21 protein-coding genes and 1 pseudogene are annotated in these 20,307 nt (G+C 69.6%); 8 read left to right on the forward strand and 14 right to left on the reverse strand.

Annotated features, from left to right (window positions below; genetic code table 11):
• The first annotated feature begins 50 nt into the window (after nucleotides 1-50).
• The 4 genes from ACIRB7_RS06380 to ACIRB7_RS06395 all read left to right on the forward strand — a co-directional run bounded on the left by ACIRB7_RS06380 (nucleotide 51) and on the right by ACIRB7_RS06395 (nucleotide 6,032).
• Entirely contained in the window at nucleotides 51-1,667 is a 1,617-nt protein-coding gene (locus tag ACIRB7_RS06380; RefSeq protein WP_403593161.1) for a dynamin family protein, read from the forward strand.
• Nucleotides 1,668-1,677: 10 nt separating this feature from the next.
• The gene (locus tag ACIRB7_RS06385; RefSeq protein ID WP_403594362.1) at nucleotides 1,678-3,678 is read left to right on the forward strand and encodes a GTP-binding protein; all 2,001 of its coding nucleotides are present in this window, start codon (nucleotides 1,678-1,680) and stop codon (nucleotides 3,676-3,678) included.
• A gap of 137 nt (nucleotides 3,679-3,815) precedes the next feature.
• Nucleotides 3,816-4,340 (forward strand): single-stranded DNA-binding protein, encoded by a 525-nt coding sequence (locus ACIRB7_RS06390; protein ID WP_403593164.1) that lies wholly within the window; start codon nucleotides 3,816-3,818, stop codon nucleotides 4,338-4,340.
• 225 nt (nucleotides 4,341-4,565) lie between these two features.
• Nucleotides 4,566-6,032, forward strand: a complete 1,467-nt coding sequence (locus ACIRB7_RS06395) for an LAETG motif-containing sortase-dependent surface protein (protein WP_403593167.1) — start codon at nucleotides 4,566-4,568, stop codon at nucleotides 6,030-6,032.
• Between the two features lie 353 nt (nucleotides 6,033-6,385).
• On the opposite strand, the gene ACIRB7_RS06400 is transcribed toward ACIRB7_RS06395, so the two are convergent.
• The 13 genes from ACIRB7_RS06400 to ACIRB7_RS06460 all read right to left on the reverse strand — a co-directional run bounded on the left by ACIRB7_RS06400 (nucleotide 6,386) and on the right by ACIRB7_RS06460 (nucleotide 14,390).
• Nucleotides 6,386-7,648: a tyrosine-type recombinase/integrase gene (locus tag ACIRB7_RS06400; protein ID WP_403593170.1), complete on the reverse strand. Its 1,263-nt coding sequence runs from the start codon at nucleotides 7,646-7,648 to the stop codon at nucleotides 6,386-6,388.
• Nucleotides 7,648-7,845, reverse strand: a complete 198-nt coding sequence (locus ACIRB7_RS06405) for a helix-turn-helix transcriptional regulator (RefSeq protein WP_403593173.1) — start codon at nucleotides 7,843-7,845, stop codon at nucleotides 7,648-7,650. Before ACIRB7_RS06405 ends, ACIRB7_RS06400 begins: the two co-directional genes overlap by 1 nt.
• Nucleotides 7,846-7,847: 2 nt before the next feature.
• Nucleotides 7,848-9,242: a replication initiator protein RepSA gene (repSA, locus tag ACIRB7_RS06410; RefSeq protein WP_403593174.1), complete on the reverse strand. Its 1,395-nt coding sequence runs from the start codon at nucleotides 9,240-9,242 to the stop codon at nucleotides 7,848-7,850.
• Nucleotides 9,239-9,415, reverse strand: a complete 177-nt coding sequence (locus ACIRB7_RS06415) for a hypothetical protein (protein ID WP_403593177.1) — start codon at nucleotides 9,413-9,415, stop codon at nucleotides 9,239-9,241. Before ACIRB7_RS06415 ends, repSA begins: the two co-directional genes overlap by 4 nt.
• A gap of 91 nt (nucleotides 9,416-9,506) precedes the next feature.
• Nucleotides 9,507-10,055, reverse strand: coding sequence for a GGDEF domain-containing protein (locus tag ACIRB7_RS06420; RefSeq protein ID WP_403593180.1), 549 nt, complete (start codon nucleotides 10,053-10,055; stop codon nucleotides 9,507-9,509).
• 5 nt (nucleotides 10,056-10,060) lie between these two features.
• The gene (locus ACIRB7_RS06425; RefSeq protein ID WP_403593182.1) at nucleotides 10,061-10,390 is read right to left on the reverse strand and encodes a SpdD-like protein; all 330 of its coding nucleotides are present in this window, start codon (nucleotides 10,388-10,390) and stop codon (nucleotides 10,061-10,063) included.
• An 11-nt stretch (nucleotides 10,391-10,401) separates the two neighbouring features.
• A complete protein-coding gene (locus ACIRB7_RS06430; protein WP_403593185.1) occupies nucleotides 10,402-10,560 on the reverse strand; it encodes a hypothetical protein in 159 nt (52 codons plus the stop codon).
• Nucleotides 10,561-10,579: 19 nt separating this feature from the next.
• Nucleotides 10,580-10,771 carry a mobile element transfer protein gene (locus ACIRB7_RS06435; RefSeq protein ID WP_121828191.1) on the reverse strand — a complete coding sequence of 64 codons (192 nt, stop codon included), beginning with the start codon at nucleotides 10,769-10,771 and terminating at the stop codon, nucleotides 10,580-10,582.
• Between the two features lie 12 nt (nucleotides 10,772-10,783).
• Nucleotides 10,784-11,479 carry a DUF2637 domain-containing protein gene (locus tag ACIRB7_RS06440; RefSeq protein ID WP_403593188.1) on the reverse strand — a complete coding sequence of 232 codons (696 nt, stop codon included), beginning with the start codon at nucleotides 11,477-11,479 and terminating at the stop codon, nucleotides 10,784-10,786.
• 28 nt (nucleotides 11,480-11,507) lie between these two features.
• Nucleotides 11,508-11,684: a hypothetical protein gene (locus tag ACIRB7_RS06445; protein WP_403593191.1), complete on the reverse strand. Its 177-nt coding sequence runs from the start codon at nucleotides 11,682-11,684 to the stop codon at nucleotides 11,508-11,510.
• Between the two features lie 84 nt (nucleotides 11,685-11,768).
• On the reverse strand, nucleotides 11,769-13,124 hold the full coding sequence (locus ACIRB7_RS06450; protein ID WP_403593194.1) for an FtsK/SpoIIIE domain-containing protein: 1,356 nt from the start codon (nucleotides 13,122-13,124) through the stop codon (nucleotides 11,769-11,771).
• A gap of 2 nt (nucleotides 13,125-13,126) precedes the next feature.
• Nucleotides 13,127-13,471: a hypothetical protein gene (locus ACIRB7_RS06455; protein WP_403593197.1), complete on the reverse strand. Its 345-nt coding sequence runs from the start codon at nucleotides 13,469-13,471 to the stop codon at nucleotides 13,127-13,129.
• 139 nt (nucleotides 13,472-13,610) lie between these two features.
• Complete coding sequence (locus ACIRB7_RS06460; RefSeq protein ID WP_403593200.1) at nucleotides 13,611-14,390, reverse strand: GntR family transcriptional regulator; 780 nt, start codon at nucleotides 14,388-14,390, stop codon at nucleotides 13,611-13,613.
• Nucleotides 14,391-14,408: 18 nt separating this feature from the next.
• Here ACIRB7_RS06460 and ACIRB7_RS06465 point away from each other — a divergent pair, with 18 nt between their 5' ends.
• The 3 genes and pseudogenes from ACIRB7_RS06465 to ACIRB7_RS06475 all read left to right on the forward strand — a co-directional run bounded on the left by ACIRB7_RS06465 (nucleotide 14,409) and on the right by ACIRB7_RS06475 (nucleotide 16,691).
• Nucleotides 14,409-14,876: an NUDIX domain-containing protein gene (locus ACIRB7_RS06465; protein ID WP_403593203.1), complete on the forward strand. Its 468-nt coding sequence runs from the start codon at nucleotides 14,409-14,411 to the stop codon at nucleotides 14,874-14,876.
• 601 nt (nucleotides 14,877-15,477) lie between these two features.
• The gene (locus ACIRB7_RS06470; RefSeq protein ID WP_403593205.1) at nucleotides 15,478-15,912 is read left to right on the forward strand and encodes a hypothetical protein; all 435 of its coding nucleotides are present in this window, start codon (nucleotides 15,478-15,480) and stop codon (nucleotides 15,910-15,912) included.
• Nucleotides 15,913-15,922: 10 nt separating this feature from the next.
• Nucleotides 15,923-16,691, forward strand: a pseudogene (locus ACIRB7_RS06475) (transposase).
• A 65-nt stretch (nucleotides 16,692-16,756) separates the two neighbouring features.
• Here the strand turns inward: ACIRB7_RS06475 and ACIRB7_RS06480 are convergent.
• Nucleotides 16,757-18,355, reverse strand: coding sequence for a hypothetical protein (locus ACIRB7_RS06480; protein WP_403593208.1), 1,599 nt, complete (start codon nucleotides 18,353-18,355; stop codon nucleotides 16,757-16,759).
• 284 nt (nucleotides 18,356-18,639) lie between these two features.
• Between ACIRB7_RS06480 and ettA the strand changes: the two genes are divergently transcribed.
• Nucleotides 18,640-20,304, forward strand: a complete 1,665-nt coding sequence (gene ettA / locus ACIRB7_RS06485; RefSeq protein ID WP_403593209.1) for an energy-dependent translational throttle protein EttA — start codon at nucleotides 18,640-18,642, stop codon at nucleotides 20,302-20,304.
• Nucleotides 20,305-20,307 lie beyond the last annotated feature (3 nt).

Genomic DNA, 20,307 nt, shown 5'->3' on the forward strand with positions numbered 1-20,307 from the left:
AGGGCCGCAATAGGCTTCAAAAACACTCATAAATTGGGCATTCTTCGCATGTGGTGACCTTGGACGAACGGCCTCAGCTGATCGACGCACTCTCCGCCCTGCGCGACCGTGTCGCCGCCGTGCGTCTCCCCCTGCCCCTCCCCGACACACCACGTGCCCGGCAGACCCGGGCCGAGCTGCTCGCCCAGCTCGACGATTACCTCGTACCTCGCCTGAAAGATCCCGACGCCCCGCTCCTCGCCGTCGTCGGCGGCTCCACCGGAGCCGGGAAGTCCACGCTCGTCAACTCCCTTGTCGGGCGGCGCGTCAGCGAGTCCGGCGTGCTCAGACCCACCACCCGCACACCCGTGCTCGTGTGCCACCCCGAGGACCACCACTGGTTCGCCGGAATGCGCGTCCTCCCGCAGCTCACCCGCGTCTGGCTGCCCCAGACCGACGACGACCACCCCCCGGAGGAGCCCCCCGAGGAGAACGCCCTGCGCGTCGAGACGGCCTCCACCGTGCCCCGGGGGCTGGCCCTCCTCGACGCGCCCGACATCGACTCCCTCGTCGTCGAGAACCGCCTCCTCGCCGCCGAGTTGATCTGCGCCGCCGACATCTGGGTCATGGTCACCACCGCCTCCCGGTACGCCGACGCCGTGCCCTGGCATCTGCTCCGTACCGCCAAGGAGTACGACGTCACCCTCGTCACCGTCCTCGACCGCGTCCCCCACCAGGTCATCGGCGAGGTCTCCCGGCAGTACGCGGCCCTGCTCGACAAGGCGGGCCTCGGCGACGTACCCCGCTTCACCATCCCCGAGCTGCCCGAGTCCGCAGACGGCGGCAGCGGCCTCCTGCCCGACAGCGCCGTCGCCGCCCTGCGCGGCTGGCTCGCCCACAGCGCCGGGGACCCGGCCGCCCGGCAGCAGGCCGCGGACCGTACCGCCTCCGGCGTCATCGACTCCCTCGACGCCCGGCTCCCCGAGCTGGCCGCCGCCGTCGCCGCGCAGTACGCCGCCGCCGTCCGCCTCGGCGGCGCCGTCGAAGCCGCCTACGGCGAGCAGCGAAAGCGCGTCCGCACCCTGCTCGGCCGCGGCGCCGTCCTCGCCGGCGACGCCCGCACCCGCTGGCGCGGCTACCCCCGCGACAGCACCGCCGACGAACTCCTCGACGCACTCGTCGAGTCCCTCGCCGCCCTTCTCCACTGCGCGGTCTCCGCCGCCGAGGAACGCGTCGACGACGCCTGGCGCCGCGAACCCGCCGCCGCCGCCCTGGGCCCCGTACGGACCGGCGCCGACCGCGAGGTGGGAGAGCGGATCGGCGTCGAGGCGCGGCGCTGGCGCCGCGTCCTGGAAGAACTCGCCGAGGACGAGGTACGCGGGGCGGAGCGCCCCTCCACCTCCCGTACGGGCGCCCCCGAGGCCGACACCGTCGCCGCCCTCCTCGCCGCCGCCCTCCTCGGCGGGCGGCGCACCCGGCCCGCGGGTGAGCGACTCGCCGAACTCCTCGGCGCCCAGTCGGCCCTGCGTCTGCGCGACAAGGGCGGCGAACTCGTCCTCGCGTACGTCGACCGAGTCCTGCACGCCGAACGCGACCGGCTCCTCGCGCCCCTCGAAGCACTCGACGTGACCCCCGAGCCGCAGGCGGAGCTGATCGCCGCGCTCTCCGTACTGCAGAAGGAGAAGTGACGTGGTTGATGTGGATGTGGATGTGGACGGGGGCGGCGGGGGCGGGGACGGCGATCGCGGGGGAGGTCTGCGTAGGGAATCGGGTGGGGGACCGGGGGGGAAATCGGGTGCGGAACCTGGTGGGGCTGGGGACCTCGGCCGCGCGCGTGACGCCGACGCCTACGCCGACGGTGACGGCAACGATGACGGCGACAGCGGCGGTGACGGTGGCCGCGACCGGCGCCGCTGGGACGACGGGCTGATCGCCCGGCGCGCCGATCAGCGGACGGCCGCCGCGGCCGGCGTCGGCCCCGGCGGCGACGGGTCCGCCCAGGCCGGTCCGCAGGACGAGGACACCCTGCCGCCCCTCGGCGGGAGCTACGGCGGCCCCCTCCGTATCCGCCTCGACGCCCTTCACGAGCTCGTCGGGCTCTCCCGTACGCGGGTCGAGAGCGAGGCCCTCGCCGAGGCCGGGCGGGTGCTCGACGAGGCCGCCGCCCGGCAGCGGCTCTCCGCCCGGCACACCGTGATCGCGATCGCCGGCGCCACCGGAAGCGGCAAGTCCACGCTGTTCAACGCCCTCGCCGGCGTACCCGTCTCGGAGACCGGCCTGCGTCGCCCCACCACCTCCGCGCCCATCGCGCTCAGCTGGTCCGAAGGCGCCGCCGGACTGCTCGACCGGCTCGCCGTCCCCAGCCGGCTCCGCCGCCGGCCCCTCGCGGGCGGCGCCGCCGACACCGAACTCCATGGGCTCGTCCTCATCGACCTGCCCGACCACGACTCGGCGGTCACCGCCCACCGCGACCAGGTCGACCGGGTCCTCGGCCTCGTCGACGCCGTCATCTGGGTCGTCGACCCCGAGAAGTACGCGGACGCCGCCCTCCACGAGCGCTACCTCCGGCCGCTCGCCGGGCACGCCGAGGTCACCTTCGTCGTCCTCAACCAGATCGACCGGCTCGGTACGGAGGCCGCCGACCTGGTCCTCGACGACCTGCGCCGCCTCCTCGACGAGGACGGCGTGGCGCTCGGCGAGCACGGCGAACCCGGCGCCACCGTCCTCGCCGTCTCCGCCCTGACCGGCGACGGCGTACCCGAACTCCGCGAACTCGTCGCCCGTTTCGTCCAGGAACGCACCGCCCCCGAGCGCCGGCTCGCCGCCGACGTCGACGCCGCCGCCACCCGGCTGCGCCCGGCCTACCTCGCCGACGGTCGGCCCGGCCTCGACGAGCGGGCCCGCGAGGCCTTCACGGACCGGCTCGCGGCCGCCGTCGGCGCCCAGGCCGCCGGCGAGGCCGCCGAACGGGTCTGGCGCCGGGGCGCCATCCGCGCCTGCGGCACGCCGTGGCTACGGCTCTACCGCTGGTACGAACGGCTGCGCGCCCACGGTTCCACCGACCCGCGCCTCTCCTCCCCGGTCGAGGACGAGCTGACGGCACGCCAGTGCGTGGAGCAGGCGGTACGGATCGTCGCCGACGAGGCCTCGCGCGGGCTCCCCACACCCTGGGCGCAGGCCGTACGCGAGGCGGCGGCCCGCGGGGCGGAGGGGCTGCCCGAGGCCCTGGACGAGCTGACGGTCACCATCGGAGACCCGGCGGCCCGGCCGCCCCGGCCCGCTTGGTGGCCCGCCGCCGTCCTCGCCCAGGTCGTGATGACGCTCCTGCAGATCTTCGGCGCGCTGTGGCTGGTGGGCCAGATCGTCGGCGTCGTGGAACCGGAGCTGCTCCCGGCGGTCCTCGTGATGCTCGGCGGCATCGTCGGCGGACCGCTCGTCGAATGGGCCTGCGAGGGCGCGGTGAAGGGTCCGGCCAAGCGGTACGGGCAGGAGGCCGAACGGCGCCTGCGCGAGGCGGCGGCGGCCTGCGGCCGGGCCCGGGTGCTCGACCCGGTGGCGGCGGAGCTGATGCGCTACCGGGAGGTGCGTGAGCAGTACGCGACGGTCGTGGGGATCCGTTCCTCGGCGCGGATCGTCGGCGGGAGCCGCTTCGGCGCGACCCGCTGGGGTGCGACACGGGCGGGTGTACGAGGGAGGTAGCGGCTCCGCTCCCCTCACTCTTCCGGATGACGGAGTTGTGCCCATCCGTGCAGCTGTCCACAGGCGCGGGCGGGAACTTCCCTTCCGCCTCAGCATGGTGGGGACCGAAAGAGAACGCAGAGGGTGGGGGCGGGACCATGAACGACACGACCGTGACGCTCGTCGGCAACGTGGCGACGGCGGTGGAGTACCGGGACACGGCGACCGGCGGGGTGGCGAGGTTCCGCTTCGCGGTGACCGAGCGCCGCTATGACCGTGAGCGGGGGCTCTGGTCCGACGGGAGCACCAGCTTCTACACGGTGTCGGCCTGGCGGTCGCTCGGCGCCAATCTCGCGGCCTCGGTGTCCGTCGGGGAACCACTGGTGGTGCACGGCCGCCTGAGGGTGCGTGAGGACGAGCGCGACGGCCGGCGCAAGACCTTCGTGGACGTGGCCGCGCTGGCCGTGGGCCATGATCTGACGCGGGGTACGGCGGCCTTCCGGCGGGCGGCGCGGCCCGAGCCCAGGCCGCATCCGGAGCAAGCGGAGGGCCTTGTTCCGGCGCCGGAACGGGACCCGTGGACGGAGGCCGCGGCGGAGGCGGTGACCGAGGCGGCGACCGAGGTGGCGACCGAGGTGGTGGCTACGGCACACGAGACTTCGCGACTGGTGACCGTCCCCTGACCTTGCGTTGTGGCGATTTGTCGACCAACTCGCCGTGGGTGATAACGATTCCGAGACGGAATGGTTATCTGAACGTATGGCAGGGCACCGGGGGGTTCCGCATCCCTAGGATTCGCGGGTACTCATGTGGCACATGAGCCCATCGGGTCTGTGAATCTGCTGGCGTGCGCTCCCCCCACGCGAATTGACCATGTTCGCGGAGCGGCTCGCCCGGAGGGGAATGCAATGTTTTCAGTTCGAGGGCGCGGCGCTGCCCGCCTTGCCGCTGCGACCCTGGTCTCCGGCCTCGTCGCAGTCGGATCGCTCGCGACCGCCGGTCCGGCGCTCGCCGATGACGGTGCTTCGGGTACCGGCGGTGTGATGGCGAAGCTCGGCGGCATGACCGAGGACGCCGGCTCCGTCGAGATCACCGAGAAGAACGGCTCCAAGTGGCCGGTCGACGGTGGTCTGTTCAAGATGGAGGTCGATGGCGGGGGCACCCTCTTCACGTACTGCATCGACCTCCGTACCGAGGCGAAGCAGGACTTCGACTACAAGGAAGTCGGCTGGGACGAATCCTCCCTGCACGACAACGCGAACGCGGGCAAGATCCTCTGGATCCTGGAGAACGCCTACCCGAAGCTCTCCGCCGAGGCCCTCGGCGGCAAGGTGGGCGTCGACCTCGACAAGAAGGAGGCCGCGGCCGGCACCCAGGCCGCGATCTGGACCCTCTCCGACGACGTCACGGCGACGCCGAAGGAGGCGGACGCCGAGGCGCTGAAGAAGTGGCTGCTCGAGAAGGCCGTCCAGCTCGACGAGCCGACCGCCTCCCTGAGCGTCTCCCCGGCCTCCGTCGCCGGTAAGGCCGGCGGGAAGCTCGGCCCGATCACCGTCGACACCAACGCCGCGACCGCCAAGGTCTCGGTCGTCCCGGGCGCCCCCGCGGGCGTCACGGTCGTCGACAAGGACGGCAAGGCCGTCACCGAGGTCCCGAAGGGCAAGACCGAGGTCTTCTTCGACGTTCCCGCCGGCACCGCCGACGGCGCCGCCGAGCTGACCGCCGAGGCCACCACCAAGGTCTCCCTCGGCCGTGCCTTCGTCTCCGTCGACGGCCCCTCGCAGACCCTGATCCTGGCCGGCTCCAGCGAGTCCACGGTCACCGGCAAGGCCTCCGCGACCTGGGCGAAGACGGGCGCTGTCCCGGCCGTCACGGTCGCCAAGGACTGCGCCAAGGGTGGCCTCGAGGTCGTCGCCTCCAACGAGGGTGACGAGGCCTGGACCTTCGACCTGAAGGGCACCTCGCACACCGTCGCCCCGGGTGAGACGAAGACCATCCCGGTCCCGCTCACCGAGGACGAGGCGTACAAGTTCACGATCACCGGCCCGAACGGCTTCGAGGAGACCTTCGAGGGCGTCCTGGACTGCGAGACGGCCACCCCCGGCCCGAAGCCGTCCGAGACCCCCACCACGGAGCCCTCGACCGAGCCCACCCCGTCGGTCTCTCCGTCGACGTCCACCGGCACCACCGGTGACACCGCGGGCGGCTCGACCGGCACCACGGGCACGACCGGCACCACCACCGGTGGCGGCGACCTCGCCGAGACCGGCAGCTCCAACGCCACCCCGATGATCGCGGGCATCGCCGCCGCGCTCGTCGTGATCGGCGGCGGCGCGGTGTTCTTCCTCCGCAAGAAGAAGACCGCCGGCCACTGAGCCCAGGCCCCCGGTGCCGGCCCCGCCGGCACCGGGACGGCGCCTGACCCCACAGGGTGATCCGCGTCACACCAGACCCGCCCCGTGACCCCCGCACGACCCCGGACCGCACCAGCGCCCGGGGTCGTCGCACGTCCGGGCCCCGTTCCGTCCCCGTTCCGTCCCGTACCGCCCGGTACGGACCCGTTCCCCTACCGCCCGGTACGAGCTCCCCGAGACCCCCTCGGACCCCCCGCCCCCGCCTTACCGGTTTCCGCCCGGGGCTAGCGGTCAGGCAAGATGGGGTGTTTCTCTCCGGCGGAGGGTACAAAACAGCCCCTCACCAGCAGTTTTCCCGCTGATGAGGGGCCGTCTCAGGCAGCCTGGGCCGTCTCTGGGCCGTCGTGAGCGTGACCGGCGGCCCGGTACATCGCACTGATGGCTTTCCGAGTCCGCGTCTCGCTGCTCGGCATGAGGTGCGTGTACACCCGGAGCGTGAACCCCGGATCGCTGTGCCCGAGGTAGAGACTCAGCGCCTTGATGTTCTCGCCGGCGTCCAGGAGGACCGAGGCGTAGAAGTGCCGGAGCGCGTGCATCCCGTGCTCACGAGCGGCGGCGTACCGGTGCCCCTTCTCCGGGACCGGGATGATCCCGGCGGAGGCGAGCGCCGGCTTCCACGTCTGGTCATTGAAGGCGTTGCTCCACAGGGCCGTTCCGGCAGGCGCCGTGAACACGAGCCGGTGAGTCACCTTCGGTCCGCTCGGCGTCAGCCACGGCAACGTCACCTCGACCGGCGGGAAGCGCTTCATGTGCTCGCGCAGGGCCGCCGAGACCTCGGGGTCGAGGGGGACGTCCCGGAGCTTTCCGCGCTTCGGGGGAGCGAAGACGAGCCCACCTCGCACCTTCTTCACCTGCTGACGGACGTAGAGCCAGCCGAGATCCCCGATGTTGTCGACGGCGACCCCGAAGATCTCCCCTTGCCGAAGCCCGCATCCGGCGCCCACGTCCACCATCGCCTGGAAGTGCTCAGGCAGGCCGGCACGGACCCCGAAGACCTGGGACGCGGACCAGGGATGCACCCGAGTCGGCGCCGGCCGGGGAGCCTTGACCGACCGAGCCCGGCAGGGGTTCGAGGCGAGGAGCCGATCGTCCACGGCAGCGTTCAGCACCGAGGACACCGCGTCGAAGATGAGTCGTCGGTACGAGGCGGACCCCACGGTCTCTTCGAGCTGCCGGCTCCAGTCGCGGATGTGCTCCGCCTGGAACGAGCCGATGGGGCGGCCGCCGAGGTACGGCAGTGCGTGAAGGCGAAGGCGTCCTTCGACGGCCGCACGGCTACTCAGGTCCGTGGTGAGAGCGGCGATCCAGCGCTCGGCGTACTCCCGGAACGTCGTCCGACTGGCCTTGGGGTCGATGTACTGCCCCCGCGCCATGTCGGCCTCGATGTTGGTCAGCCAGACGTCGGCCAAGCGCTTCTGCTTGTCCGGGAAGCTCTTGCTCTTCTCCGAGCCGTCGGGGCCGACGTAGCGAGCGCGGTAGCGCAAACCGATGCCGTAGCGGTCGGTCTTGACTTTGAGGGGCTTGCCGTTGGGGCCGGTCTCGACTCTGAACCATCGATCCTGGATGTGTCCGGCCATCAGGCAGCGGCCCCTTCCATCTGTGCCTGAACCCAGGTCTGCACGTCGGTGGGGTCGAAGCGCACGTGCCGGCCGACACGGAAGCCCCGGGGGCCGATCCGCTTGCGCCGCCACTGGTAGATGGTCTCGATGGGCACGCCGAGGAGTTCGGCGACGTCGACCGGGGTCAGGTACCGGTCGGGGAGGCTGTGCGGCATGGTCACCACTCCTTCTCTTCAGGCAGTGCGCGTAGGGCTTCGCGGGCGGTCTCGCGGTTGAGTTGGATGTCTCGGGCGATGGAGGCGGCGAGGGCGGCCTCTCCGGGGGTGTGGCCTTGGCCGACGTAGGCCCAGGAAGTGAGGACGAGGACGGTGTCCGGCTCGATGTCGTCGAAGCCGCGGGCGGTGCGTTCCTGTGCGGCGCGGTAGTCGGCGCGGGTCTGGCGGAGGTCGCTCAGGGTGGTGGAGTACTGCCGGGACTTTGTGGAGAAGTGGCCCCGGAAGCCGAGCATGTGGGCCCAGGCGAGGAGTCGGCGGTCGGGGTAGAGGGGGTCGAGGTCGAAGCAGGCTTCGACGAGGCGGCGGGTGTGGTCGGGGACGCCGAGGAGGACGAGGGCCTCCCGGTTGCCGATGCGGCGATCGAGGCTGCCGGTCGTCTCGGCGGCTTTCGTGGAGTACTTGGCGATGTAGGAGGCCACGGCCTGTTCGGTGATGTCGGAGCCGTCGCCGAAGGCTTTGACAGGGCGGATGTCGAGCTGGGTGCCCCAGCGGAGCCGACGGGCGGGCTGCTCACCGGCGGCGGGGACGGCGACGGTCGTGTATGAGTGCGCGGCAGCGGACTGGATCGAGGCCGTGAGCAGTTCGGTGGTGGCCCAGGACGGGGGAGGGGTGTCCGGTCCGTCCGGTCCGTCGAGCCTGACCACGACATGGAAGTGGACGGCGCCCCGCTTCTGGAACTCGGCCACCTTCCCGTAGGAGATCCGGGCGACCTCCTTCAATGCCCGCTGCGAGAGGCCGGCAGCGGCGGCGATCTCTCGGCTAAGCCGCTTGGCGAAGCGGTCCCAGAGTTGTCCGGCGTGGTTGTTGAAGAGGACGGCGGCGACGTAGTCGTACGACTCGGGGTCGAGCGGGGTGCCCAGTTCGGCGGCGTCCTCGGGGTGGCGGGTGCCGCAGCGGCAGGGGCGGGTGCCGGGCCGGTTGTGGACGGGCCCGAAGGACGGCGCGGTGAGGGTGAGGAACACGCGGGGGTGTTCGCGGACGGCGGCGGGGATGTCACGACGGTCGTCTCCGGCGAGGCCGGCGCGGATGAGGTGGTAGGTGTCTCCGGCGTAGGTCCAGGCGCAGGCGGGGCAGCGGGAGGCCCGCCGGTTGCCGCAGGCGACCCGGAGCCGTCCGCCGGGTTCGGTGTCGGTGGAGTAGCGGTGGAGGGTCTCGCCGGTGGTCTTGTCCTGGGTGAGGGTCCAGCCCTGGAGGTGGATGGGCTGGGAGCAGCCGCCGGTGCGGTGGATCTGTTCCTTCCAGCGGTCGAAGCCGGTGGACCCGGCCACCCGAAGCATGTCGCTCAGGGTGGCCGAGTCCAGGCCCGCCACGGTGGCGGTGTCGGTCAAGGTGGTCACTTCCCCGCGCGGGTGAGGGCGGCGGGGAGGGTGTGGCCGAGGCCCCGGCAGGTGGGGCAGTTGACGCGGACGGTGTCCCGGGCGCCGGTGGCCGTCTGAAGGCCGGTGGTGATCGTGACGGCGGCGAAGCCGTCGCAGTCGCGGCAGACGCGCGGGGTGGTCTGGGGCATCATGAGCTTTCCCTTTCGGGTCCGGTGGATCTGGGAGGGGTTCAGGCGCCCGGGGTGGCGGAAGTTTGGCGACGGAGGCCGTCCCGGGGGCCGCTTAGCGTGTGTTGTTGCGCCTGCCGTGGCCCTTGGCCGCGTACATCGCCGCGTCGGCAGCGGACAGGGCGTCGGTGAGGGTCGGTACGGGCAGCTGGTCGCGGTGGCAGCAGCCGACCGAGGCGGAGACCGGCAGGACGTGTCCGTTGTGCGTGACCGGCTGGTCCAGGGCGGACCAGAGGTCGAAGAGACTGGCGGCGCCAAGGTTGGTGACGATGGCGGCGAACTCGTCTCCGCCGAGGCGGGCGGCGATGCCGTGGCGTCCGCACCAGCCGTCCAGTCGCCGGGCGGTGGCGGTGAGGACCGCGTCTCCGGCGGCGTGGCCGTGGGTGTCGTTGATGGCCTTGAAGTCGTCCAGGTCGACCAGGAGCACGAGCGCGCCGGGGTGTTTGGCGATGAGGCGTTCGGCGCGGGCGGTCCATCCGGCGCGGGTGTGCAGGCCGGTCAGCGGGTCGCGGCGGGCGGTGGCCAGGCGGCGCCAGAGCAGTCCGCCGTGCAGGGCCCAGCCGAGGGCCGGTAAGCCCGCCGCTGCGATCGTCTGCGTGTCCATGGCCGTCACCGGCTCTTCTGCATGTCGCGGACGATGAGGCGCAGGACGACGGCGATCAGGGCGACGGAGACGCCGGTGATGGCGACGGCGAGGAGCATGGAGACGAGGACGGTGCCGACGATCAGGACGACGGTGCCGCCGCCGGCGGCGAGGGCGAGCGCGCTGCCGGGGGTGAGCTGGACCGTGGTCCGGGGCGCGGTGACCGGCGCCGGGGCGGGGGTGTGATCGTGGTGGCAGGCCACCGGCTCGACGGCGGTCGTCGGGGCGGTGGGCTGGGCGAGCGGGATGGTGTGGCCGGTCGGGAGCGGGTTGACCGGGATGCGCGGCTGGAGCATGACGGTTCTCCCTACTTGTTGATCGTGGTGTCGATGAGCGGGGCGAGGACGCTGTCGGCGAGGAGGTAGCCGCCGAGGAGGATCACGGCGATGAGCCACCAGGGCGGGCGGATGAGCTTGATGCCGAGGCCGCCGACGACGATCAGGGCGAGCCAGAGGGGGACGTCCATGACGCGGTTCTCCTTCGGGTCAGCGGGCGGTGCAGCGGTGGGTGCGGGCGGCGAGCTGGGCGGCGGAGGAGCTGGAGTAGTCGGCGGACCAGCCGCAGCGGTCGGCGGTGCAGACGGCGGCGTACTTGGTGCGGCCGTTGCGGTCGCGGTGGGTGCCGATCTGCACCGGGCCGATCCGCATCACGGAGTGGAAGCGGTCGCGGGCGGGCATCGCGGTCTCCTTTCAGGCGAGCTGGCTGGCGATGGCGTTGGCCATCAGGGGCGGGACGCCGAGGCGGGCACGCAGGGTGTCGGCGTCGATGGGGTAGCCGGTGCGGGCGCGGTGGTCGGCGGCGACCTTCCGGGCGTGAGCGACGAGCGCCGGCGGTACGGCCACGGGGGCGGGTTCCGGGACCGGCTCCGGCTCCGGCTCCGGTGATGGGAGGGCCGGCGGGGGAGTGATCTCCGGGTCCGGCTCGGCCATGTCGTCCCGCTCGATGACCGCTTCCACGGACGGGGGCTGCTCAGTGTCCGGCGCGGATGTGACCGGCTTGGCGACCGGCCGAGGCTCACGGGAGTGGACGAGGAGGGTGCCGCCCAGGAAGGCGAGGGCGGGCCATCCGGCGACGAGGATGCGCAGCCAGTCCGGAACGTCGCCGAGGTCGAGGAGTCCGGCGGTGGCGACGTTCGCGCCGAGGGACGCGGTCAGGGCGACGATGAACCAGGTCCAGGCTGAGCGGGCCGAGTCACCGGCCGCCCTGAGGCTCCGGAGGCGGTGCCAGGCGGCGACGAGGAGGAGGTCGACGGAGACGGGGTAGGCCCATGCCTTCCATCCGGTCTGGCCGGCGGCTTCGGCGAGGTCGTGCAGGTGGGCGAAGGACAGGGCACCGGCGATCACGGCCTGGACGAGGACGGCATCCGGTCGCAGGGTGGGGCGCATCGCGGTACCTCCTTCCTTGATCGAGGGGTCAGGTGGTGGCTTCGCCGGTGCCGAAGCAGGTCAGGCAGAGGGCGGCCTGTCGGTGGTCGGTGTCGCGGAGCCTGCGGGAGCCGACGCGTACGGTCTCGGCGGTCTCACCGGCGCCGGTGCAGTCGGGGCACTTCTTCGGCGCGGTCTTCCGGGCGGTGGCCTTGCGAGCGGCCATCGGGGCACTTCCTTTCCGGTTCCAGGCATGCAAGGGGTAGGGATCTGGCGTGAGACGGTCACGCCAGCCGTGAAGCAGAGGGAGTCAGGCAGTGGCGGGAGCCGTGGCGATGGCGGGTGCCGAGGGCTTCGCCAGGGGCGGCAGGACGGGCCGGAAGGCGTCCAGCGCGGGGATCTCCGGAGTGCGGTGAGCGTGCGCGTTGCAGGTGTTCACGGCCCGCCGCAGGGTGAGGTGCGGGGTACGGATGCGGACCCAGCCGCCGGAGGAGTCGCCGACGACGGCGGTACCGGGCCGGTCGGTGGGAATCTGGATGGTGGCGAGCACGGCGTCCGGGGAGATGTCGCCGAAGGCCATGTTGGCGGACGTCTCGTCGTTGACGCGGTGGGCGGTACGGCCAGTGAGCTGGGCACGGAGCATGGTGATGCCCTTACCGAGTTCGGAGCCGAAGCGCTGTCCGCAGATCTCCAGGTAGATGCCGGCGGCGCGACCGAGCTGGGAGAGCCGCACGAGAGAGGTGACGATCCGGTCCCGGCGCTTCTCCTCGTCCTTCGTGGCGTAGAGCGCGAGTTCGGCGACCTCGTCGACCAGCAGGACGATCGGAGTCGGGCGCAGGTGGTCGGGGAGGTCCCAGATGTCGGCGGTGATCTCCGCGTCCGGGATGTCCGCGCTCAGCCGCTGCTCGCGCCGGATGATCTGGTAGACGTCCTCCATGTGCCCGACGAGGGCGTCGAGGAGCTCGGCGGCGGTGTCGGGATTGTCCGCTAGGGCCGTGAACCTGCGCGCGAGTGGGGCGAGTTCGACGCCCTGCTTGCAGTCGATCCCGACGAGGGCAACGTCCAGCGTGGCGAGAGCGGTGACGAGGTTGCGTTGATAGACGGACTTGCCGGACTGCGTGGCGCCGACGTTCAGCGCGTGGGGGATCTGGCGGTAGTCGCGGTAGTAGACCTCCCCGTCCTCCCGCATGGCGACCGGCACCCGCATCACCCCGCCACCAGGCAGGGCGGGCATCTGCACGCGCTCGAGGACGTCGTAGCCGGTCATCCGCAGTTCGACCACTCCCGAGCGGATCTCCCGGGTGGTGACGTTCCGCATGACGAACGAGTGTCGCAGCCGGTCCGAGGCGGCCGAGAAGTCGAACGCGTCCTGACCCGGGCGGAGTTTCACCCGAAGTACCAGGCCCGTCCGCGTCGGCCGCAGCCGCAGGATCCGGGGGGACCGGGATTCCGGAATCGGCCGGCCGGTGAGGCGGGCCAGGGTGAGGCGCCAGCGCGAGGGCGGGACGGTCAGCCCACACGCGTCCATGACGGACGAGTACCGGACCAGGACCCGCACGATCGCGAGGCCGATGCCGAAGCTCATCCAGTACCAGGCCGGACGCTTCCACCGCAGCAGCAGCGCGACCGTGGCGACCAGGGCGAGGCCGACCGTTAACGCGGTCATGGTCAGGCCGCCTTCGTGGCGGCGAGGGAGGTGACGGCGACGGCGCGGAAGCTGATGCCGTGGCGCTTCTGGCCGTTGAACTCGTTCTCCCACGGCCGGGCGACGACGCCGGTCAGGGCGACCGGGGTACCCATGGCCAGCTCGCCGGAGATGCCGGTCTCGGGGACGGTCAAGTTCAGGATCTCGGCGTTCCCGTCCATGACGAACATGACGTCGATCGTCATCATCGTCGCGCCGGTCTCGCGGTCGGTGGCGACCTCCCCGGTCTGCCGGTTCGCGATCTTCGGGGCCGGGGGCTGGGCCACCATCACCATGGCCGTGGAGGTGTCGACGGGGATCTGACGCACAGCGGATCACTCCTCTATAGAGGTTGGGCTCGTGCACTCCTGTATAGGAGTGACATGAAGAAGAGTGCATCACTCCTGTACATGAGTCAACCCGCCGCGAAGAGGAAATCGCAGCGGGTTGCGTGGAGTTGAGTTGGCGTCAGTCTGAGGCGGGGATGCGGTACTGGAAAACGAACTGGTCAGCAGCCATGAGGGTGTCACAGACCTCGACCACAAGTCCTTCCTCAGTGACCGCGTTCCGGAGGAGGTGGATCACCGGTGCACCGGGGCTCAGCGCGAGTTCCGATGCCTCTGCCTTCGTGGCCGGCCGTGCTTGGAGCGTCTCGACGAACTCGGCGAAGACGTGGCCCTGACCTTCGAGTCGGGCGTAGATGCCGCCAGGGCCCGGGTTCTCCTCGAACAGCTCCGGGATGTCCTTGACCACGTCCCACGGCAGGTAGGAGGAGGCCGTCTCGACCGGGGTGCCGTTCCGGAAGTACAGGCGGCGACGGGCGAGAACCTTCGTCCCAACTTCGAGGTCCAGGCGTTCGGCGATCTCGGCCGGCGCCTCCATGGGGCCGATGTACAGAACACTCACCTTCGCGGTGGCGCCGGACTGCTCGGACTCGGCGAGGTACGCGGCCTTACCGCCCCGGCGGTGCGAGGCACGGAACCGGTCCGAGGAGCGAAGCCGTACAGGCGGCCGGTCCTTCACGATCGAACCCTTACCGTGCCGGGTCTCGACCAGGCCACTCGCCCTGACCTCCACCATGGCCTTACGGATCGTCCCGCCCGCGACGCCGTAACGGTCCACGAGCTCAGACTCGCTCGGCACCATCTCGCCGGGCTTGAGCACGCCCGCGCGGATCTGCTGAACGATCTCATCGGCGATCTGCACGTACCGAGGTACGGCTCGACCACCTCCTACTGGAGTTCCCACGGTCCTACTCACTCTCCTATGCTCCTGTACATGAGTAACAGCGCCCGCGAAGGCCAGTCAACGCCACTGCACTCCGTGTCGGTGGCGGGAGCGGTTGTCCGAGAGGACGGGCGCCTCCTCGCGATCCGCCGAGCCGACAACGGGACGTGGGAGCTGCCAGGCGGCGTCCTCGAACTCACGGAGGCCCCAGAGGCAGGCGTCGTGCGCGAAGTCTGGGAAGAAACCGGCATCCAGGTCCAGGTGGACGAGTTGACCGGGGTCTACAAGAACACGACGAGGGGCATCGTCGCTTTGGTCTTCCGATGCAAGCCTGCGGGCGGTGCCGAGCGAACGTCGGACGAGTCGACAGCGGTCGAGTGGCTCACGCCGGCGGAGGTCGAAGAGCGCATGGCCGAGGTCTACGCGATTCGGTTGCTGGATGCGTTGGACGGGGCGGGGCCCCATGTGCGGAGCCACGACGGCAAGCAGCTCATCGCGGTGCGGTGAGAGTTTCTCTACTTCATCAAGGCACCCACCGCGCACGGCGCGGTGCGCGCGGCCCGTCGCCCGGGCCTGCGCTCCTGTCTGACGCCCCGCTCCAGCCCGGCCGCCGTCCGCACGCCTGACAGCTCGGGTTGATGGGCAGCCAAAGCAAGCCTTCAAGCACGGCAACCGTCACATGGCACGCGTAGCCACGAGCACTGCCGACTGCGGCAAGGACGGACGACCAAAAGACAGCCAGCGGCGAGAGAGGGGTGGCCTCTTACGCAGGGCCGGCCGACTGCCGGGCTTGAGTCGGGCGGGGCCCGTACCCCCGCCGTCACGGATGACGGGAGCGTGAGGCGACCGCACCACCGGGAATGGGCGGGCGGGGAGCAGCTGCTGCCGCGATGTGACGGAGGCCGGTGTGGTCGCTCCGCGTCGGTACCGGTCTCGTCGTGGCTGATGAGCGCGTCGTTCAGGTGGTCTTCTGAACGTTTCTCTGCCCCATCCTATGGCCCGCTGGGCACGGTCCGAGCGGGCCACCGGCCAAACCAGATCCGCCGGCCTAAAGGCTGTCCCGTATAAGGCTGTGAGCTGGTAGGTCGGCTGGCGGTACTGTCGGCCGATGGAGTCTGAGAAGCCGAACGGGTGCCCGCTTCACGGCGACGGGGCGGCTGCCCAGAGTCTCGCGGGGCGCCTGCTCACGGAGGTCCTCGCTTCGCGGCACGTGTATGGCGGCGGTGATCTCGCGGGGCCGCTGGACGTGTGGCTGATCGATGACCGGGGTGCAACCGTTCACGTCACGACTGGATCGGACGGGTGCCTGATCGTCGAGGAGTCGGAGCCCCACACCGGCTACGACATGGGCGACTCGGGACGCGTCACTGTGGGAGCGATCGGCAGCGAGACACCGTTCGCGGATCACATCGGGGAAAGCATTCTGGCGGTGCGGGAAGAGCACGAACCGAACAGTGGACGCGTTGCTCTGGAGCTCTCATTCCCCAGAGGGCGCGTCCGCTGCGAGAGCTGGGCGGGGGACCTCCGTCTGACCCTGATGTGATGATCTTGCTGTGGCTGGTGTGATCACGGCGTCGGAGCCGTCCTGGATAGCCCCGTTCACCGGGCTGAGCCCGAGGCAGTTCGGGAATGGTGACAGTGCTGCGGCGCGAGGGGGCGGACGCGGTCCGCAGGGGCCGGCCGTGGAGTCTTCCGCTGGAGGACCGGGCCCTGCTGGTCGCGGCGTACTGGCGCACGAACCTGACCATGCGGCAGCTCGCTCCGCTGTTCGGGGTGTCGAAGTCGGCGGCGGACCGGATCATCGACCATCTCGGGCCGATGCTCGCTCTCCAGCCCCGCAAGCGGTTCGCCAATGACGCCGTGCTGATCGTGGACGGCACCCTGGTTCCCACCCGGGACCACACCGTGGCCGAGCGGTCGAAGAACTATCGGTACTCCACCAACCACCAGGTCGTCATCGACGCCGACACTCGCCTGGTCGTCGTGGTCGGCCGGCCGCTCGCCGGGAACCGCAACGACTGCAAGGCGTGGGAGGAGTCCGGAGCTAAGGCCGCCGTCGGCAAGACGCTCACGATCGCCGACGGCGGCTACCCGGGCACCGGACTCGTCATCCCGCACCGCCGCAAGCGCGGCCAGAGTGACCTCCCGGACTGGAAAGAGGAACACAACAAGTCCCACAAGCAGGTCCGGGCCCGGGTCGAGCACGTCTTCGCCCGCATGAAGACCTGGAAGATCCTCCGCGACTGCCGTCTCAAGGGCGACGGCGTCCACCACGCCATGCTCGGCATCGCCCGGATGCACAACCTCGCCCTCGCCGGATAGGCCAGCGGGTCGAACCGCGGCCTACCCCGCCCGAGGCGACCTACAGATCATTTGCGGGACAGCCCTTAGGGATTCGTGGAGCGGCTTGACTGGAGCGTGGACAAGAAAAGGTCAATATCAAGCACAGCGCGACGAATCGCCCGCAGGTCTTGAGTCGGCACTTCCACGTACTCGGGCTCTTCGTTCTCGGGGCCGATTGGGAGAACGCCCTGCGGTGCATAACGTGTCTGCATCAGGTCTACGTATGCGCCGTAGTCGATTACGTAGACGTCGTATCGCTCGCCTGGCTCGTCCTGCGCTGAGTACCCTCGCCGGACAACGTGTAGGACTCTGGCGTCGAATAGAGCGAGCAAGAGAGCGTTACTGGCCTGCTTCTGGTTTACCAGGAAGCCGCGTGCGCGGCGTTCTCGGATCACCTTATCGATGATCCAGTTGAGAAGTCGTGAAGCCTCCTCTTTGCTCCTTAGGGCAGCCTCTTTGTCGGATTGGAACCAGCTTCGACCTGCCGCCCTTACGTCATGTACAGAAATCTTCTCCATGGCGGCTCTAACTGCAGCCTTTGCGGCGATATTCAATGCGTCACGGGGGACGCCCTCGGCGGCTCTCACCAATTCGTCAAACGCTCGCGTATCGGTGAACCCTTGCCGAACGATCCCCTGGGCGGTAGTGACTGAAGCGATAGGAGAGTTGGGTGCCCCTCCGAGTGTGAGGTGATTGAAGAATAGGCTCTTGAAGAAGTCGCGCGACCTCTCCTTGTTTTCTTCGAACACCATGAACTCATCCAAGCTGACGTTGGCGGCGATGTCAGCCCCCAGTTCCAGGCCGATGAGCTGTCCGCTGGGCAGCGTGGTGCGAAAGTTCGTCTGTTGTTCGATGGCTGCCACTTTCACGGTCAAGCCACGCAATGGAAGAAGGCAACGAACCAGGAATTCACCCAAGTAGGGCTGAATATCGCCAGGCACGCTACTCCATTCATCGAGGAGTAGCCAGACTCGCCGTTCTCGCATGGATTCGAAGAGCTGTCGAAGGGCGCGCGCTATGTCGCTGAAATTTAGAGAGATCCCCTCCGTTCCGCGTCGAGTTTCTGTGGTGAGGCGTCGAGTTTCGTCTGACGCCTCCCCGGAAAGGTCAACTTCTGGAGCTTTGAAGCCGAGTTTGGCCGCGAATCCAGACTTCGATGATTCGGTCCGCTCTCCTTCTTTTGAAACTTCCACTTCGCCAGTTACGCGCACTGAAGAAATGGAATCCAAGAGGGCGTCAAGTTTGGAGATGAGAGATGTATCTGTGATCAGTTCATCGTCTTCCAGGGTAACTTCCATGAGCGCGTCATGGAACTGGTTCAGTAGGTCGACGAGGAGCCTTGACGCACGCTCGGTAGGTTTTACCTCCTCCCCAAGGAATAGTCCCTCAGGGGAGCCGACGGTGCGCAGGTCGAGATAGACGGGAATGTCTCTTTGTGTTCTAACTACGGTCTCAAGGTAGCGAAAAGCGTGGGTTTTGCCCGTACCTCGCCTACCGTACAGAATCTGATGATCGACCGATTCCATTACGATTGCCACGCCGGAATCCACGAAGGTGTCCCGGAGTTGTTCGCTTTGGCGCGACTCGGCTCGCTTTGGGACCAGGTTGAAAGCGCGGTTCATAGGGGAGAGACCAGTAGCCATGGCGCGATGTTAAGTCCACGATGAGGTTCTACGGGCGGGTTTACGCAGAGTCGCATCAAAGATCAGGGCGCCGGCGTCGGATGAGTGAGGGCGCTGGGCCGTCTCTGGGCCGTGCGAGGGGGCTCACGGGTGACCGCTGGCGGCCAACGGTGACAGGTCGGCTACGAGGGTGGCCCGGGAACGCGCAGGTCAGCAGGCCCCCCGCCTACTGGTTCGCACCCGGGGCTAGCGGTCAGGCAAGATGGGGTGTATCTGCCCACTCACTCCTAGCCGGACGGTTTCTCTTGGCTGAGTACATCTACACGATGCGCAAGACGCGCAAGGCGCACGGCGACAAGGTCATCCTCGATGACGTGACGCTGAGCTTCCTGCCCGGTGCGAAGATCGGTGTGGTCGGCCCGAACGGTGCCGGTAAGTCCACCGTTCTGAAGATCATGGCGGGCCTTGAGCAGCCGTCCAACGGTGACGCGTTCCTGTCGCCCGGCTACAGCGTCGGCATCCTCATGCAGGAGCCGAAGCTGGACGAGGCCAAGACGGTCCTGGAGAACGTCCAGGACGGCGCCGCCGAGATCATGGGGAAGCTCAAGCGCTTCAACGAGGTCGCCGAGCTCATGGCGACCGACTACTCGGACGCGCTGATGGACGAGATGGGCAAGCTCCAGGAGGACCTGGACCACGCCAACGCCTGGGACCTCGACGCCCAGCTGGAGCAGGCCATGGACGCCCTGGGCTGCCCGCCCGGCGACTGGGCCGTCACCAACCTCTCCGGTGGCGAGAAGCGCCGCGTCGCGCTCTGCAAGCTGCTGATCGAGGCCCCGGACCTGCTCCTCCTCGACGAGCCCACCAACCACCTCGACGCCGAGTCGGTGAACTGGCTGGAGCAGCACCTCTCGAAGTACGCGGGCGCCGTCGTCGCCGTCACGCACGACCGGTACTTCCTGAACAACGTCGCCGAGTGGATCCTCGAGCTCGACCGCGGCCGCGCGATCCCCTACGAGGGCAACTACTCCACGTACCTGGAGAAGAAGGCCACCCGCCTCAAGGTCGAGGGCCGCAAGGACGAGAAGCGCGCCAAGCGCCTCAAGGAAGAGCTGGAGTGGGTCCGCTCCAACGCCAAGGGCCGGCAGACCAAGTCCAAGGCGCGCCTCGCCCGGTACGAGGAGATGGCGGCCGAGGCCGACAAGATGCGGAAGCTGGACTTCGAGGAGATCCAGATCCCGCCGGGCCCGCGTCTGGGCTCCATCGTCGTCGAGGTCAACAACCTCTCCAAGGCCTTCGGCGACAAGGTCCTCGTCGACGACCTGTCCTTCACCCTGCCCCGTAACGGCATCGTCGGCATCATCGGCCCGAACGGCGCCGGCAAGACCACGCTCTTCAAGATGATCCAGGGCCTGGAGGCCCCGGACTCCGGCGAGGTCAAGATCGGCGAGACGGTCAAGATCAGCTACGTCGACCAGACCCGCGCCAACATCGACCCCAAGAAGACCCTCTGGGCCGTCGTGTCGGACGAGCTGGACTACATCAACGTCGGCCAGGTCGAGATGCCGTCGCGCGCGTACGTCAGCGCCTTCGGCTTCAAGGGGCCGGACCAGCAGAAGCCCGCCGGCGTCCTCTCCGGTGGTGAGCGCAACCGCCTCAACCTGGCGCTCACGCTCAAGGAGGGCGGCAACCTGCTGCTCCTCGACGAGCCCACCAACGACCTCGACGTCGAGACCCTGTCCTCGCTCGAGAACGCGCTGCTCGAGTTCCCCGGTGCGGCCGTGGTCATCTCCCACGACCGCTGGTTCCTCGACCGGGTCGCGACGCACATCCTCGCGTACGAGGGCGAGTCGAAGTGGTACTGGTTCGAGGGCAACTTCGAGTCGTACGAGAAGAACAAGATCGAGCGCCTCGGCCCGGACGCGGCCCGTCCGCACCGCGCCACGTACAAGAAGCTGACCCGAGGCTGAGTC

The organism is Streptomyces sp. NPDC093795, assembly GCF_044764665.1.
Lineage (GTDB): Bacteria > Actinomycetota > Actinomycetes > Streptomycetales > Streptomycetaceae > Streptomyces.

Coding starts and splice junctions, on each gene's coding strand:
- ACIRB7_RS06390 (WP_403593164.1), top strand. CDS start 3,816: ATGAACGACACGACCGTGACGCTCGTCGGCAACGTGGCGACGGCGGTG.
- ACIRB7_RS06395 (WP_403593167.1), top strand. CDS start 4,566: ATGTTTTCAGTTCGAGGGCGCGGCGCTGCCCGCCTTGCCGCTGCGACC.
- ACIRB7_RS06400 (WP_403593170.1), bottom strand. CDS start 7,648: ATGGCCGGACACATCCAGGATCGATGGTTCAGAGTCGAGACCGGCCCC.
- ACIRB7_RS06405 (WP_403593173.1), bottom strand. CDS start 7,845: ATGCCGCACAGCCTCCCCGACCGGTACCTGACCCCGGTCGACGTCGCC.
- ACIRB7_RS06415 (WP_403593177.1), bottom strand. CDS start 9,415: ATGATGCCCCAGACCACCCCGCGCGTCTGCCGCGACTGCGACGGCTTC.
- ACIRB7_RS06420 (WP_403593180.1), bottom strand. CDS start 10,055: ATGGACACGCAGACGATCGCAGCGGCGGGCTTACCGGCCCTCGGCTGG.
- ACIRB7_RS06425 (WP_403593182.1), bottom strand. CDS start 10,390: ATGCTCCAGCCGCGCATCCCGGTCAACCCGCTCCCGACCGGCCACACC.
- ACIRB7_RS06430 (WP_403593185.1), bottom strand. CDS start 10,560: ATGGACGTCCCCCTCTGGCTCGCCCTGATCGTCGTCGGCGGCCTCGGC.
- ACIRB7_RS06435 (WP_121828191.1), bottom strand. CDS start 10,771: ATGCCCGCCCGCGACCGCTTCCACTCCGTGATGCGGATCGGCCCGGTG.
- ACIRB7_RS06440 (WP_403593188.1), bottom strand. CDS start 11,479: ATGCGCCCCACCCTGCGACCGGATGCCGTCCTCGTCCAGGCCGTGATC.
- ACIRB7_RS06445 (WP_403593191.1), bottom strand. CDS start 11,684: ATGGCCGCTCGCAAGGCCACCGCCCGGAAGACCGCGCCGAAGAAGTGC.
- ACIRB7_RS06450 (WP_403593194.1), bottom strand. CDS start 13,124: ATGACCGCGTTAACGGTCGGCCTCGCCCTGGTCGCCACGGTCGCGCTG.
- ACIRB7_RS06465 (WP_403593203.1), top strand. CDS start 14,409: ATGCTCCTGTACATGAGTAACAGCGCCCGCGAAGGCCAGTCAACGCCA.
- ACIRB7_RS06470 (WP_403593205.1), top strand. CDS start 15,478: ATGGAGTCTGAGAAGCCGAACGGGTGCCCGCTTCACGGCGACGGGGCG.
- ACIRB7_RS06480 (WP_403593208.1), bottom strand. CDS start 18,355: ATGGCTACTGGTCTCTCCCCTATGAACCGCGCTTTCAACCTGGTCCCA.